A 17170-nucleotide genomic window follows, 5' to 3' on the forward strand; every position below is an offset into this window, starting at 1 on the left:
TGGGAAGGTAGTCACTATTAATAGGTAGTGTTGTTTTCGTTACTTTTTACCATTTAGTACAGCTTCAGCAGTCAATAGTAAAGTCACCTTGAAATCTTACAATTATAAGGGACAACCATAAACATGAGCCGGTTGCTAGCGTAGATCGACTGAAGGAACTGGAAGCAGAGCTCCAAGAGATGATGCACCGGTTGTTTCAAGAGAAAGAGCATACGCTTGCGGATACACAAGAAGAACTGGCGATTGTAAAAAAAAGCAGTGCACATCTTTAGCAAACCAAAGAGCTAAGATTTCAGTTTGTGGAAGACCATCGCTCCGAGTTTCCTTTAGATGTGCAGAACCTTTCAAGTATCACGGAGCGGATATTACAAATGGCGAATGGCCCGAACTAGCAAGCGGCAGAACCGCAAAGACGAGGTCATGAAGCGTATTCGGTGTCATTTTTACGACCATCAGATGCGGTCGTCAGCCCTATATTACGTATCTGCTCCATTTAAAAGAGTTGCGAATCTCTTCACTTACCGTCAGTATATACATGCGTCAAATGAATCTAAGTTCTGTGGTCATGCCCGAATATCGTGTTTAGACTACGGATTCCAAATACGATCATCCCCTTGCGCCGAAAACACTGAATCAGCAATTTAAAACGTCCAAACCGAATACGGTATGGGTTACCGACATCACCTACATTCCTTGCCGAGGAGGTCGTCTATGCCTCGCCAGCGTTCTGGATTTGTGCACACGTGAAATTGTAGGCTGGCGTCTGTATAATCATATGAAAACCAGTTTGGAGATGGGTGCATTGAAGGATGCTTACAAGGCCAAACGTCCCGCTCCGGAATTACTCCATCACTCGGATCACGGTTCTCAATACACGTCAAAAGAATACGTGGAGCAACTGAAATCATACGGAATGGAATCAAGTATGAGCCGCCGAGGAAATTGTTATGATAACGCCTGTATTGAGTCGTGGCACAGTATTGTAAAGAAGGAACTCATTTACTGCAACCCTCGTTTTAAGACGCCGGAAGAGGCCTATACCGTCATCTACCAGTAAAATGAGTTCTACTACAATCGCAAGCGAATGCATGGTTTGCTAGAGTAACTTTCCCAATTCGCTTTGCGATGAATTTTACGGACAAATCCGCAGCATAGTGTCTACTTTTTTGACATAGGTCCAAAATACATGATAATAGATAAGCATTTCAAAAATTCAAGTGAAAAGAGGTTATCTTAGAGAAAATTATTATATACGCAGATTAAATAATACTAAAGTTAGAGAATGGGGTTATGCAATTTGAGTAAACAATTTCTTTTTTGGAATAAAATCAATGTTATTTTGATAGTTTTTTTGAGTTGCGTGTTGTCTGAGGATACTTCTCTGTTTGCTGCAGAATCTAAAAATGACCAAATAATAAAGAAAATATCTATAGGGAACAATCATCTTCTTATGCTAGATGAGGAAGGTTCGATTTGGTCAGCTGGTAGTGGCATGTTTGGCGAGTTCTCTCCAATGATGAATAAAGTAGTAGAGAATAATCCATTAGCAACAAATATAATGGCGATTTCTGCAGGAGAAGTCCATAGTCTAGCGTTAACATCAGAAGGATCAATTTTAGAGTGGGGTTACGATTCTAGACCAACTCAAATAATATCCAATTTGAAGAAAGTAGTGGATATAGCAGCAGGATATGAGATGAATTTAGCATTGGCTGAAAATGGAGATCTTTGGAGTTGGGGGACCTTTAGTAATATAGAACCTCTTGGCCAACTGGCATCTGTAAAACTTGCTGACGTGGTTGACATAGCAGTAAACACAGATGCTGCTTATGCTGTAAGGAAAGATGGAACTTTGTGGGCATGGGGCGATGATAACAGTTCTTATCAACTGGGTTCAAGAGATATAGATCCTTATACAAGTAATATCCCTCGTAAAATTAGTATCCCGAAAGGAATTACTAAAGTCTTTGCAGGTAAGGGCTACGCTATGGCTATAGATATCGATCAAAATGTATGGGCATGGGGAAGGAATGATTTCGGGCAACTGGGCGATGGTACGCTCATTGACCAGTACATTCCTCAAAAAGTAAAAAGTCTAAATTCGATAACACAACTTGCACTCGGAGATACTTACGTTCTCGCTTTAGAAGATAGTGGTACTGTATTATCTTGGGGAGATAATACGTATGGCACTTTAGGCGATGGTACGACTACTGATCAGTTAAAGCCCACAATACTTTCAGGGCTGTCCAATATTAAATATATTGAAGCAGGAAATAGTACTAGCATGGCAGTTAGTAACTCAAATCAAGCTTATATTTGGGGTAATAACCTACTGGAACGGTTTCCTAAAGCTCTGGAAAAACCGAAACTTATAGAGGTTACTGTACTTAAAGGGAAAGAGGAATCAATAGAAGCACCTACTGGATTGAATTTAAAAGCTTTATCCAGCTCCTCTGTAAGACTTATGTGGAATAAACCTAAAACACCTAGTACTGGTTTAGGTGGATTCATTGTTTATCAGAACGGGTTGAAAATAGCTGAGACTAACGATGAGACCTTTATTATTAAAGGGTTAAATCCTAATGAAGAATATAAATTTATAGTTAAAGCTACTAACAGTAACAAGAAGAAATTTTCGAAAAATAGTGAAACTGTGACTAAGAAGCCTGTAAAAAAAGAAAAGTCTAGTTATGTTTATAATTCTTCCGGCCAATTAAAAAGTATCATGTATGAATCAGGGAAGATAGTAAACTATGAATATGATAAAAACGGAAATCTTAAGAAAACAACGGTTGTGAATCCTTAACCCTATTAGACTTCTTAAATAACTTATTACTTCATAAATTAAGACTATTATTTTACCTGCACCCTTGCGAATAAAGTGTTATTCGTAAGGGTGCTTTTTATTAATCTGCTAATTCAAATTTCGTGAGTCTTCTATTCATAGTTCTTTGTATAGGTAACAGCGAGATAAGTGAAGCTAGTTTTTGGTAGCGCAAAAGATTGCTTATTATACATATATAAACTTTAACAAAAGTACACTGGTAATAAATCGACAAAAATATCTATAATTCGACAAAAAAAGCCTATTTCTTAAAATTGCCAAATAAACGATAATAGGAAAGCTGTTTTTGAAAACCGACAAAACTAAATGTTAAAGAGAGGGTGGAAAGTACAGAATGATCAAGATTTAGTTGATATACAAGATGGATTTCCAATTATCGCACAGGCAAAAATGTACACGAAGGGGAAACATGCATATGAAGTTACGGGGAATATCGATTATTGTGCTAATTCTAATACTTAGTATTGGGATTTTCACAAATGAAAAAGTGGATGCAGCTGAGAAAAAGAAGCTAAACGAAATAAATAAAGTCTCAGTTGGGACCCAACATCTCTTTTTACTAGGTAGAGATGGTTCAATATGGTCAGCCGGTATGAACCTTCCTGGTTTGCTGGGGCGTTCGGGAAATGCATTTGATGGCATCGGAGTGATCTCATCTGCCTCGAACGTTGTTGATATTTCTGCCGGAGGTTTTCGAAGTTTAGCTTTGACCTCTGATGGAACGTTACTTTCTTGGCCAGGAACTACAGATGTTGAGATCCCAGATCTGATTACCTCAGTGAAAAACATAAAGGCAATAGCAACAGGTTCAAACTTTAGTGTATTACTCACTAACGATGGTGGGGTTTGGACATGGGGCTCAAATTCTTCAGGCGAACTGGGGTTGGGTGATACTCAATCACGTACCGTACCAACTCAGATACCAAATTTTAAAAGTGTTGTTGAAATAGCCGCAAGCTATTCGACAACGTACGCTTTGAAGAGTGACGGCTCGGTATGGGGTTGGGGCACAAATGCCACTGATCAACTTGGAAATGAGACAATGGATTATTCCCTCAATCCGATAGAGATTAAATTTGCTACCAAAGTAAAGCATATCTATCAAAAGGCAGGGTATGGGGCAGCAATTGATATAAATGGCGATGTGTGGTCATGGGGTACTAATTCTTTTGGGCAACTGGGAGATGGAACACAAACAAAAAAAATAACACCGTCCAAGATTGAAGGATTACAGGGAATAAAGGAACTAGCTTTAGGTACCAGTCATGTACTTGCTTTGAAGGAAGATGGCACTGTAATCTCGTGGGGGGCTAATACCAGAGGTAAATTAGGTGATGGGACAACGACTAATAGCCTGGTGCCGGTTAATGTGAAGGGTTTAACGAACATTGTCTCCATCTCTGCTGGCGCAAATACCAGCGCAGCCATCAGTAATTCCTCTAAAATTTACTTGTGGGGAATGGATGTAACGAGCAATGGAACAACGACATCTATGCCCAGACGCATATTGGTCGATGATTATTCATTGGAAGTCCCCAAGGGATTGAAATTAAAACTCACCAATCCCTCTTCTGTGCATTTAAAATGGGCATCCCTCACTGCAGATGATGATAGCCTAGATGGTTTTAATATTTATCACAATGGTGTCTTAATTGGGAACACGCATGAGAGAGAATATGTCATAAATAACCTCAATCCAGATCAAGAGCATCGTTTTTATATTACGACTAGAGGATTGTTAGGTAATGAGTCTGAACAAAGTAGCGTTGTAGTTAAGAAGAAGAAACAAAAATACAGTTTTACTTACAATTCGGCAGGTCAATTGATAAGCATTATATATGATTCCGGGAAGAAGATAGTTTATGAGTACGACAAAAATGGAAATTTAAAAAAATTAAATATCATTAATCCACTCACTCCCTAACAGATTAACGTTCAACTGATTGACAGAGTCTGTTCTTCTCACTAGTAACTGTTGAAGATACTCTTACAAATTCCATAATGACGTTTGACAATTAGTCATCTCAGAGAGTAGCTATTAACTCTCAAATGGACAGAAGGATGCATGAGTACGCCTAACTATTCATTCCAAGCTTGCTACTTTTATGTTTACACGTTCAACCAACATATAGCTATTATTTAATTTGAAACGGAGAGAAACAACTTTTGAATTATTTTATGAAGAAAACAATATCCATCATTTTAATCGTAGCCGTGCTGTCAGGATTGATGGGAAACGCCTTACCTACGAAATCATATGCTCAAGATGAAGCTCCTTCACCCGAAACGATCCAAATCCTCATTGATGAATTCGGTACCACGGATTCATTCATCCAGCGTTATTTGGATCAAGGATACAATTTGAATGAAATAATAGCTGCATTTTACAAAGCCAGAGAAAGCGCAATGTCCTTCGATGAGGCGCTTCGGGCAATTCACCCTGAGGAGGTCAACGAATCAGCTACCGTAACCAGTGATGTATATGCTGACCCTACTATTGAAAATGAGGCTTCAATTATCAGTGTCGAAGCTGAACAATCTGGAATTATGAAGCGTTATGAAACTTATGCGGTGACTGAGGAGGTCTACTCTAATTTACCGACAGATCCAATCACGGAGACCGATGACGAGGAAGAGTCGAACGTGAAAAAGGAAGAGCCCTCGGAACAAACACCTGATGAGTCCGTGCCTGTCCAGGAAGAGAAAGAACTTGAAGACGAACAAGTTGATGCAAATGACAAAGACAACCAAGAGTTAGAAACAACTCCTGATTCGGTTTCTACGGAAAACAAAGAGGAGGCAACAACGGAAGAAAGCGATTCAAAAGAATTGAAATCCATTCAGCCGCTTGCTGCCTCAACAAGTGTCCCTGACCCAGGGAAGCATGTGTCAGAGAAAGCACCCGTATTTGATCGAAAATCGTTTAATGAAGCGCCATATAGTGTGGGTGAAAATGGCGAAACCATCTCTACACTCAGTGGGGGACTTATTCTCGAACATGCCGATGCCACTTTACCTGGACGAGGAGGCATGTCGTTTACCCTCGAACGGCAGTATAACTCAACCTCAGCACAATTCTATGATATGGACGTAGGCTATAATACGTACGAATATCCAATATATCAATACTTTGTAACGTATAATGCAGTGAAGAAAAAGAAAATTCCTAAATATCACGTTAAGTATACGGAAAATATGTCGATTCAGTGGGATAACAATGGGGATGGAGTAGTCGATTCCGAAACGGCAATCATTGAAACGAAAACGATGAAGAAGGGAACCTACACAACTGAATCCGAAGCCAAAGAAGTGGCTAGTCATCGAATCGTGTACTTTACCGAGCCTGAACCACTTTTTGTACAGAAGACTCAATACAACAATCAAGATAACTTTCCTACCACTATGGCCTATAACGAGGGTGGATTCATTGGAACATTAAACAAATCTGGAAGCGCAAAAGTTATCTCTGGACAATACACACCAGCTCAGACAATCACAGCACCGCAACAGACATGTATCAATGAAATTTCGGGAAAATATGACTCTAAAGGAAATTGGGTACAAACTGGAGCTGGGAGTCCATGTCCAGATACCAAAACAGCGACGGTACAGGGTAAAACCATAACATTGACCCGTACTTCCGTGACAAATACAAAGGCCTGTCTTTCACCCAATAAAGCGGGGGCTAATTATCCGTGTACCAAGTCTTGGACAGCCTATTACAATGGATCTGTGACAATTCCGGCTTCGGATACACGTAGTTATTCGCAATCTTATGCAGGCACAGTAGAAAAACCTGGATCCTACTCCTCACGGAAATATGATTCCTGGGTAAGTCTGGGGAACGGTGCGAAACAACGTAAAGTATACAACGTGAGTGAAAAACCTTGGGTGGAAACTGAAATCACGGAGGGAAGCGCAGTCGCAACCACGCTAGCTACAGATGCCACTGAATTATGGTCTGAAGCTAATACTTGGAAAGAAACATTTAATGCAAATCCCGGATATCCTATACCCTATCCGTTTGACGATGGTTATAACTACTATATCGCTGCACAACCTGCTGGGGAAACTCGCGCATATCAAGTAGGAAGCAACATGGATGTAACCTACTTTAACAAAACGGTGCCTGCAGCAGCGGACAAGCGTACGCCGCTAGGAAAAGGTTGGTCTTGGAAACTACCATATATTGAAAAGGATAACGAGAAATCATTTGTGGTAATGGCCGATGGTGGCCGATATGAAATTGTTGGCAGCAAGCTTAAGGGTGCGGATTGGGAAGGTACCAGCGTAACCCAGGACACGTCGGTAACTGTCAATGGAGAAACATCGCAACAAGTTATCATTTCGGCCGATGGACTCTCAAAACAATACTTCACCGCCGACGGACGCTTACTTCAACTTTCCGATTCCCGGCAGAACGACATTCAATTCATTTATGAACAAAATGCAACCTATCAGAGTAAATTACTAACTCAGGTCAAGGATGCCATTGGAAATACGATCCGGATTGATTACTCACCTTCGGCCGTGACGATTCGGCAAGGAGATCGTACCGTTACGTATCAAAAGAAAACCCAGAATGGGATTGAATTACTGGATTCAGTCATCGACCCGCTAGGTCGAAAAACGACCTATTCCTATAAACTAGCAGATGCGAAGTTTAACTTGCTTGGCTTTAGCCCAGAACGCGCGGTATCCAATCCATACGCTTTGCTGACCTCCGTTCAGCATCAAACTGGAGCAAAGACCTTCTATGAATACGAGAACTCTGCAGTGAAACGCTATATCGGAGCTGACTCACTGAACGAAGCATACCGCGTACTAACACGTAAGGATCAGTTAACCTATGAAAATGGCACAACTGAAGATTACAACCGCCAAACAGTAAGCTATACTTCAGACCTGGGAGCAAGTTATGGGCAGAAGGCTACATTTGGGGCTACCATCCGTGATGGACTGAGAGAGACGAAATATAATTTCCGTAAAGAGGTCATTAACGCAGATACGCCAACTTCTTTCTATCTCGACCAGATGGTCGTTAGCGCCGAAGGGCAGAACCTTACAACAGCTTATACGTATGGAAAAGTATTGAAAGGCCGGAGCATTCCAGCAACCGAACCGACTACAGTGGCTGTAACGGATAATCAGACAAAGGACACCTTGACTACAACCATACAGTATGACGATTATGGCAACGTAACTTCTCAAACAGATGCTAGTGGAAAAACCGTTACCAGCACATATGATGAAACTCGGCACTGGCTAACCAGCATAACCGAAGCAGTAGATGCCGCCAATAAACAGGTTGCTGTTCTCACACGCAACACAAATGGAGATATCACTCAAATTGTCATCCGTAAAAATAGTGCCAGTGGTGACCTTATCAGTCAGGCTGATTACACGTATGACACATTTAGCAACCTGCTTACACAGCGATTGAAGAACGGCGCTCAGGAACAAGTAACGACATTGGAGTTTAACGCACTCTATCAACAAGCTTTTCCGATGAAAACGAGTACATCAGTAACAGATGTTGACGGAAAAAAAAGCACCGTGGTGACTTCTAGAACCTACCAACCTTCTAATGGGACCTTAATGAGTTCAACGGATGCATCCCAGCGGACGACATCATACGGATATGATGCGCTTGGACGAACTATTCGGGTTACTCAGACGGATGGCAGTGTCCTGAGTGCTTCTTATGATGATGTGGGAAACCGAATTACAGTAACCGATGAAAACGGACAGAAACGGATAACAAAGTGGAATTCGCTCGGCCAGGAAATTGAATCCGGTTATTACCAGGGTGGAATCTATGTGGTCGTTTCACGTACGGGATATGATCCGTACGGACGTGCTATTTGGAGTGAAAATGGTCTGGGCAATCGGACACATTTGGAATATGATGCATGGAATCGAGTTGTATCAACAACAGGCGCGGATGGTTCAATAACAACAGTGAAATTCAATGATTCAGCCCGAACAGCGACAACGACTGACGCTGAAGGATATACACAAGTTCAAACCTCCGATCGGTGGAGACAAATAATTCAAGTCGCAGAGAAGGCACAACAAGAAAATGAACTTCGAGTGCTTAAAAAGATGACGCATGATCCGATAAACGGTAATTTGCTGGAAGAAACGGATGGCAAAGGCCAGGTTACGGAGTACAGTTATGACGTCCAGGGACAGTTAACTGTGGTTAAAAGTGCGAACGGTGAACAAACACGCTACGCTTATGACATGCTGGGCAATCTCGTGCAAACGACTGATGCAGCTGGGAATGTAAAACAAAGTCGTTATGATGAGCTGGGGCGTCGAATTCAAACAACCGACAAGCAGGGGAATACCACAAAAAGTTATTATAATCCAGACGGTTCCTTAAGCAAATTCATTGATCGAAACGGCAATGCTTTTCTTTTCAATTATGATGTACGGGGCAATTTGCTTGCTAAGAGTAGCCCTGAAGAAACGATCCAATTCACTTTCGATCGAGTGGGTAATCGTACCAGCATGATCGATCAAACGGGAACTACGTCATATGAATATGACACTGCAACAGAACAGTTAAAGCAAATGACCTATCCAGATGGTAAGCAAACGACGTTTGAATATGATAGCTTTGGTAACCGCACATCCATGACCGGTCCGTTTGGAACGAAAGTGTACTATGGATATGATACGATGAACCGTCTTGTTTCAGTAGGTACGTCACAGGATACTCCGGATAAGCAGTACAGTTACTACATGAACGGTTTAAGCCGCGAAGCTAGCGCAAAGAACGGGGTTCAGGATCTTAAAACGTATCAGGGCTTGGATCTGATTGGCTCGAATCAGGTAAAGGATCAAGTTCTACTGAACAGCTATTCCTATGAATACGATAACAATAAAAATATTGTGAATCGGATACATGGTGATTCAATCGATACATTCTCATATGACAAGCTCGACAGAATTTTGACATCTAATGTAAATCAAGAAGAGTATACCTATGATCAACAGGGGAATCGTTTAACATTATCTAGTGATGCGGAAATCGATGTTAAAGACAGTACCTATACGTATGATATGAGAGACCGCCTGATTTCCGTGAATAAGAAGGGTACTCAGGTAAACTACAAGTACAATGGTGACAACTTGCTGGTGGAACGTACGGAGAATGGTATCATCACTCGTTATTATTATGATGATAACGCACAGATCATTGCCGAAGCTGAAGTTCAAGACGGTACGTCAACGCTAAAAGCGAACTATATCAGGGGAGCTCAGTTGGAAGCTATCCAGTATCCAGATGGTAGCAAAGCCTATGTACAGTCTAATGCACATGGGGATACCACCGGACTACGAGATGAGCAAGGGGAAATTTTGAACCAATATGAGTATGATATTTGGGGTAACATCCTGACCAAGGAAGAAACGGTTCACAATCCATTCCGATATGCTGGTGAGTTGTGGGATGATACAACAGAACTTCAATATTTGCGAGCACGCTGGTACGATCCGGCAATGGGACGATTCATTAACGAAGATTCTTTCGAGGGTGAATTAAGTGACCCGCTGAGTCAAAACTTATATGCTTACGTGAGCAACAATCCCTTAAAATATGTTGATCCGAGTGGGCATATAAAAAATTCAACGTACTACGAGATTGATCTTATGTTAAGAGACTCTATGTCGTTTAAAAGTAAGTCAGATGCTTACTGGAGTAATCGTAGTCAACTTGGGGTAATCTTCCAAAAGGTTTATGGCGATCGTGATAATATGACGTTCAAATTTCGATATGGAGTTTTAACTCAAACCAGTCCTTACTCTCAATTTAATACAAAAGGAGGAGCAGATTGGGCACGAAAAGCCCTATTGGCAGATCTGGATGCTTTTACTGATCGTACTTGGACTACGGCGAAGTCTGTTGAAGCTATACTTGATAGCGCCGTTGGCCTAACAGGAGCGGCAATAACTAAAGGGAAAGGCTCATCTATTACGTCGAAAGGGTGTAATTGTTTCACAGCTGGTACTAAGGTACAGACTGACAAAGGTGAGAAAAATATTGAAGACATTGAGGTCGGAGATAAGGTTCTTTCTAAAAATGAGAATAATCCTACTGGAAATACAGCATACAAGGAAGTAACAGGCTTATTCCGTAACCAGCGTGATGATATTATTAAACTGTATGTTGGTGAACAGGTTATTGAAACGACAGACAATCATCCGTTCTGGGTTGAAGGTAAAGGGTGGCTGTTCGCTGACGAACTGTTATCGGGTGATAAACTTCAAAAGGCTGATGGAAGCAATCTAAAAATTGATAGGGTTGAGTATACTAAACTTGATGAACCAGTTACGGTTTACAACTTTACTGTTGCTGATTATCACACATATTATGTAACGGATTTGGGTATATGGGTGCATAATACAGGTTGTGAGTTTGTGGATGTTAGTAAATACAAGAAATGGACAAGTGTAGGGAATCAAAAGAAATGGTTAAAAGGGAATAATTTCAAAGAAGGTACTCAATATACAACCGATATAATGAAGACTGATGTGACAAGCAACGGTAAAAAAATTGGAGAGATTCATTACTTCCAAAGGGATGTTATTAATCCAGACAAATATGTTCCAACACATTTTCAATTTATTGACCCTAAGACTGGAAAAACTAAATCGGATCATTTTTATTTCGAATGAATAGGATGATGAACTTGGAAATAAATCTTAAACAGACGTATGGTATGATTAAGCATAAATTGTCGTCAGAGGAAATTGCAGACTTACTGAGTTTTTTTGTTATAGGAGATTCGATGATATTATTTTCCTTTTACGAAAGGAATATAAATCTATTTGATTTGAGCACACAGAAGTTTATTTTAGAGAGAAGTATTTTTGTGAATTCGGAATGGGTATTACCCTGGGGGGAATCTATACCTCATTGGGATGGACCAAATCAGACACCACCGGCAATCATATGGTTCTCCGCATCAACAAAAGAGGATATGATTAAAGCGATTGAAATTGATAATTTATTTAGATGTGTTGTTATTAAGCGAAGCGAAAGTTTCGGAGAATATTCAAACGTACTATTTCATCAGGAATATTATTCGTCCATTGATGAAGAAGAAGACTACGATTATTATTTAGGTTTCACAAATAAGGATTTATTTTTTGAGGATACTCTGGATAAGATTAAGAAGGTATTTAAGGCATCATTAATAGAATAACAAATTTAAAGGCCTTGGAGATATTATGTCTTCAAGGTCTTTAGTATTGTGTTCATTGTATAAATGAACACAAAGGAGGATTTATTGTCTAAAGTCCGGTTATCTGAAATACTAGTGTCCTTCTCGCAAATCGTAAGAAAAGAATATGCTGTGAATGTGAATGTAAAATTACTAAATGTCTAAACAATTCTAACGTTCTTTTTTATGAGATAATTACTTCTCTTGAGGATGGGAATACGACTGACTTTTTTGTAAATGGGCATTTAAAGACAAACTATATAATGCTTGGGATAATAATATGGAGTGGCCAGATAGAAGAGATAACCAGGATATTGTTTTTGGTTTTGGAGATAATTTCGAAATTCCAAACACAGCATTTTATATTACAAAAAATGATGATTAGATTGAGAGTGCTAACCATATAAACCGAAAATATTTTGGTATGATTCTTGACTGAAGATAAAAGAGTTGTACGTAGTATAAACCAAAAGAGCAGATGTTAAGCCGTTGGTGGCTTAGATGTACCAGGATAATTAATGGTCAACGAATACAACAATTATCTTCTTATTTTTTTCATAACTACAGAAGATGATGAAAACCTCCTGAATTAGATGGAGATGATTCTTATCAGATGTTTTATACTTAGATGAAGAGATACGAGTAGTGTTTGGAACTCTTTATCAAATTGTGCTGTTTAGCCATGGAAGATTCTTCTGATTTTCATGACAAATGCTTTTGCTTATAAGAGAAAAGTAGGTTTGCATTATCTATTTGTTACAACATATAAAGGCTGGTAAACTTAATAACACCGAGTATGTAGAAAGGCTTTTGGATCTGGCCTATAGAATTGGTTCAGATTGTTGAATAGGATAAAGTGTTATGTGGCGGGTGCGAACCTCAAGCTCACATGATTTCCCTGGGAGATTCGCACCTCGAGTTTGTCGAAAGTATCTTTTTCGTGACCTTTTGGCAACGATAATTTAGAATGGATGCTGATTTTCTTAATTGAATGTTGATCTTATTGAGAAAGAAAGCGGAAATACGTAGTAATGGTCTAGAAATGAAGTCTTGATACGTCTTTTTTCGCTGTCGTACTCTGTATGGAGTGCGTGGATTGAAATTTGAAGATTCCGATGAGTTAGACAGTATGTAACCCGTCGTACTCTGTATGGAGTGCGTGGATTGAAATATAGACAACCCCGTTATATGGGGGAATTACCATCGTCGCACTCCGTATGGAGTATAACAATAAGAAAGATGGCACCTCCATAAGTGCCTCAGAAAACACTTTAAAGAAAAGAACTGATTATGAGTCTGCCCAGGTTGAACGCGATAAAGAAAATGGGGAAATAACAGTAACTGTCACAAGACTATCCTACATACCTATTGCAGTTTAGAAAGCGTATGTCAAAATGGCCTTAACTCTAATGGATAAAGAAGATTTTAAACATTTTTCTAAAACAGTAGATTGGATAAAACAAAGTGATCACACAATAAATACGTGGTTCACAAGTCTATGCGTCTTAACTAAAACCGTACCTGGGCTACATGTGTTTCCTTACTCCCAAATAGACATATTGTTTAGACTTCCAGATGCGCCTACTGATATGCCCTATGCTTTATTAATTCTTTGCACAGGGAACCAAGTGATCCAGCTTATAGTTCCTCACAGTGATATGGAAGAAGGATTTAAAAGATATGTAACAGAAGTTAAACGACAGTTCCTTATACCTCATCCAAAACTGTTAGATAAAATAAAAGCTTATTAATTGGTCTGGTCATGAAATTGTTCGTGATGAAACGTTTCAGCAAACTATAGCGTCCGACCAAATTAAAGATGAAGTGTTAATAGAGGGATTTAATGAAGTAACAGGAGAATGGGATGTTGTATTTAAATATGATCCATGAATTCAATAGAGTTTATATGTTGTATACCATTCTGAAGTCTACAGTGTTTGGAGGAACCTCATGTTTTATTTCGGATGGATGGCTATTGGCTTTATGGCCATAGCAGGACTCGCAACGGCAATACACTGGTACAATCGTGGTTGGTATGAAAGCAATTTGTTGAACATCCGTAAAACGTCCTATGCCATTATGGCACTTATTTATTTTGGGATGATTTTAGCCGGTCACATTCTATTAAATGATTGGGTGCAAGCCGTACAATTCGCCAGTATAGCTATCTTTATTGACCTGGCTATTTTAGAAACGCCAAGTATTCAAAAGATCGGAAATACTGAATTCAAAAAAAATGATCAAATTATCGAAAACACAATACGGGATAATGAACGGATCATTCTCTCTAGTTTTCAGAAAACAGCTCAGTTTACTGCAGTTGTTCAATACTCACAACATCATCTAACCGAGCTCACAGATGAGCAGAAGGATCAGTTGCCAGAGTGGGATGTGTACTCGTCTATGTTAAAAGAGTATCTTCGATATTACACGGATACCTTCGGCTTACAGATCTCTACTACATCGATTCAATTCGACAGCGACATAGAAATACGCATGACTAAAATAAGGAGTTCTCTCTCTCAGATTGAAAGAAGCAACAGTATCCTGATCCCTGAAGAGAACAAAGATGAGATGAGTAAAGAATTAGCAGAAGCAGCAGTTTACGTAGTAGAGGAAGGAAATACGATTTGTGTACCTTTCTTCGGATCTACCAATAGTTTCATTATCACTATTCAAGCAGAGGAATCTGGAGCCATATTGAATGGGATTGATGCTAATAATATTGTTAATCTAGTCCAGATATTTGATTGGTTCATAGATGGGTAGTGTGGTATATTAAGTATATGAGGTGATATTTATGACACTTTTTAAACAGTCTAAAAAAGTTGATGTAACCCCGGATAAGGTTGTTGTTCGTCGGCCTAAGACCACGATTGAGAAGAATATGGGCCTAGAAAAAATCTTGAAAGCAAACGATAACGTGCTGAATATCCTTAAAAATAGATAATTACTATTTATGTGCTCCAAGATGCTCTATGAAATTTCATAGAGCATTTTTTTTATTTCTTCTTCTGATAGTTTAAAAGTCTACAATAATGCCAACCCTTGTTAACAAAACGATAGGGGAGCTGGCTTATTGTGAGAAAAAAAACACTTATAAAACCTGCAGGTAATCATAAACCTAACACCACAGTGCCCAACTGGGGAATTAAAAAAATATTAGACCAAAATAAAAAAGTATTGGATCTTCTCAAGAAACGAAAATGAGAAACTTGTAGGACGGGGGGATAGTTCATCCTTGATCCATTGGTAGTAATGAATTGCGAAAGGCCATGAAGTCAGCTGAAGGAGGTGCGAACCCGAAGCTCACATGAATTCCCAGGGAGATTCGCACCTCGAAATTTGTCGAAACCTTCAGTTTTATGACCTTTTGGCAACAAGGATATTGAGTTTATGTGCTGTTGTGGGATATAGTGGAGCTAATATGTGGAATAAGTACGTGTATTTCCGCTGTCGCACTCCGTATGGAGTGCGTGGATTGAAATATTTATCCGAGTTTTCATGAACAGAAAGCAAGAGGTCGCACTCCGTATGGAGTGCGTGGATTGAAATCCTTCTCCTTCCTGACCCACCGGATCATACTCGTCGTCGCACTCCGTATGGAGTGCGTGGATTGAAATTGTAAGATGGCTCAAGACAATGGCTTTGAGCTTTTGTCGCACTCCGTATGGAGTGCGTGGATTGAAATCTCTTGTAGTACGCGCTCTCTCGTCCGGTCGTCGTCGCACTCCGTATGGAGTGCGTGGATTGAAATACCGTAGCGACCGAGAATGCAACGGGGATGGGCGTCGCACTCCGTATGCGTGGATTGAAATAGACCATACCCTAAATCACAACAAGTAAAGAGTGTCGCACTCCGTATGGAGTGTGTGGATTGAAATAGCCTTGGGCTTCCTTATGCTCTCGCGGCAAGTCCGTCGCACTCCGATGGAGTGCGTGAATTGAAACTAGTCTTCAATGTTCGCATATGTAATGGGCACCTTGTCGCACTCTATATGAGTGCGTGGATTGAAATTAAGTCCAGTATAGCCAATAGAGCTGCCTTACAAAGTTGCAATCTATATGGAGCATGAATTGAAATTCTTCGCTTTATGCCGTTCTTTCCGATAGTAGCGTGTCGCACTCGGTATGAAGTGCGTGGATCGAAATTCGTCCTGGTTATATCGAGTATTGAGTTACGATATCGCACTCTGTATGGAGTGCAAGGATCAAAACTGTACATTGATAGTATCTCTAGTAAAATTTTTGACGCACTCCATATGTAGCGCCTCGGGTTAATTCAGTAGTAGATATGGAACTTTCACATTGATAAATCAAATGATAGAGCGTTGTTACTGATGCTTGGAAGTGATATTATCGAAGTAAGAGAAGTCTATATTTCATGGTTTTCTGTTTAATTCTTTGAAGAGAACTTCTAAAAAAAGGAGGTAACACTCCATGACAGAATTCATAAAACCACAGAAGGTTGAATTACATTCACAGCGTGAGATACTTACCTCAAACCGAAAAAAAAGAGAAAATATGGTCAAAATATTTCAATATATAAGAAGAACGAACAAAATGATTGATGACTTCACGTTAGTGAGTACACATTTTAGAAAAGGTAACTCTAAAGAAACTCGGTGATTATACCGAGTTTTTTGATTTCAAATTTTTTGGGTTTAAAAGAAAAATAGAAAAGAAATGATGTTACTTGAAACTCGATATGTGGAGGCTAGTATCTAATGAAAACAAATAAAATTTTTACCTGAAGAAATTTTAGAAAGAGCCTCATAATGATCAAGAGCAAATCTTTAGAGAGAACTAAGCAAAAAGAGAAAAAATGTTAAAGCAATTTGATCATAGGAAAAAATTAATATTAAAGATAAGTATAGCTGCCTACTGAATGATGATTGCCAAGCTGTTACTAATGGTGGTGATTCAGTGTCTTTCACTCAAATACTCCTCATATTTAGAAACCGAGATAAACGCATGTAGTATGCCTTACGAGGTTCTTTTTTCTAAGCATACAGGTAATGTTATCATGGTTATAGAACAGATGAAGCGGTGAGAGCCTTAATACCAGCGGCTAGATCTTAAAGCAGCG

At 39.6% G+C, this 17170-nt stretch carries 8 protein-coding genes, 1 pseudogene and 1 CRISPR repeat array; all 9 genes and pseudogenes read left to right on the forward strand.

Going from position 1 to position 17170, the window contains the following annotated elements:
- Positions 1-598 precede the first annotated feature (598 nt).
- Positions 599-1057 (forward strand): annotated as a pseudogene (locus V6668_RS30575) (IS3 family transposase); the annotation flags it as partial.
- 240 nt (positions 1058-1297) lie between these two features.
- On the forward strand, positions 1298-2809 hold the full coding sequence (locus tag V6668_RS30580; RefSeq protein ID WP_165789982.1) for a fibronectin type III domain-containing protein: 1512 nt from the start codon (positions 1298-1300) through the stop codon (positions 2807-2809).
- A 454-nt stretch (positions 2810-3263) separates the two neighbouring features.
- Positions 3264-4772: a hypothetical protein gene (locus tag V6668_RS30585; protein WP_165789981.1), complete on the forward strand. Its 1509-nt coding sequence runs from the start codon at positions 3264-3266 to the stop codon at positions 4770-4772.
- A 242-nt stretch (positions 4773-5014) separates the two neighbouring features.
- Positions 5015-11533 (forward strand): polymorphic toxin-type HINT domain-containing protein, encoded by a 6519-nt coding sequence (locus tag V6668_RS30590; protein ID WP_100528637.1) that lies wholly within the window; start codon positions 5015-5017, stop codon positions 11531-11533.
- Between the two features lie 44 nt (positions 11534-11577).
- A complete protein-coding gene (locus V6668_RS30595; RefSeq protein ID WP_243391409.1) occupies positions 11578-12063 on the forward strand; it encodes a hypothetical protein in 486 nt (161 codons plus the stop codon).
- A 1427-nt stretch (positions 12064-13490) separates the two neighbouring features.
- Entirely contained in the window at positions 13491-13832 is a 342-nt protein-coding gene (locus V6668_RS30600; protein WP_165789979.1) for a hypothetical protein, read from the forward strand.
- Positions 13833-14031: 199 nt separating this feature from the next.
- On the forward strand, positions 14032-14850 hold the full coding sequence (locus V6668_RS30605; protein ID WP_100528635.1) for a type II toxin-antitoxin system SpoIISA family toxin: 819 nt from the start codon (positions 14032-14034) through the stop codon (positions 14848-14850).
- Between the two features lie 31 nt (positions 14851-14881).
- Positions 14882-15031, forward strand: a complete 150-nt coding sequence (locus tag V6668_RS30610; protein ID WP_165789978.1) for a hypothetical protein — start codon at positions 14882-14884, stop codon at positions 15029-15031.
- 131 nt (positions 15032-15162) lie between these two features.
- Complete coding sequence (locus tag V6668_RS30615; protein ID WP_338709141.1) at positions 15163-15291, forward strand: hypothetical protein; 129 nt, start codon at positions 15163-15165, stop codon at positions 15289-15291.
- A 245-nt stretch (positions 15292-15536) separates the two neighbouring features.
- Positions 15537-15838: direct repeats of the CRISPR family, unit length 33 nt; unit sequence GTCGCACTCCGTATGGAGTGCGTGGATTGAAAT.
- Positions 15839-17170: the final 1332 nt, after the last annotated feature.

This window comes from Paenibacillus amylolyticus (assembly GCF_036894225.1).
Classification (GTDB): domain Bacteria; phylum Bacillota; class Bacilli; order Paenibacillales; family Paenibacillaceae; genus Paenibacillus; species Paenibacillus amylolyticus.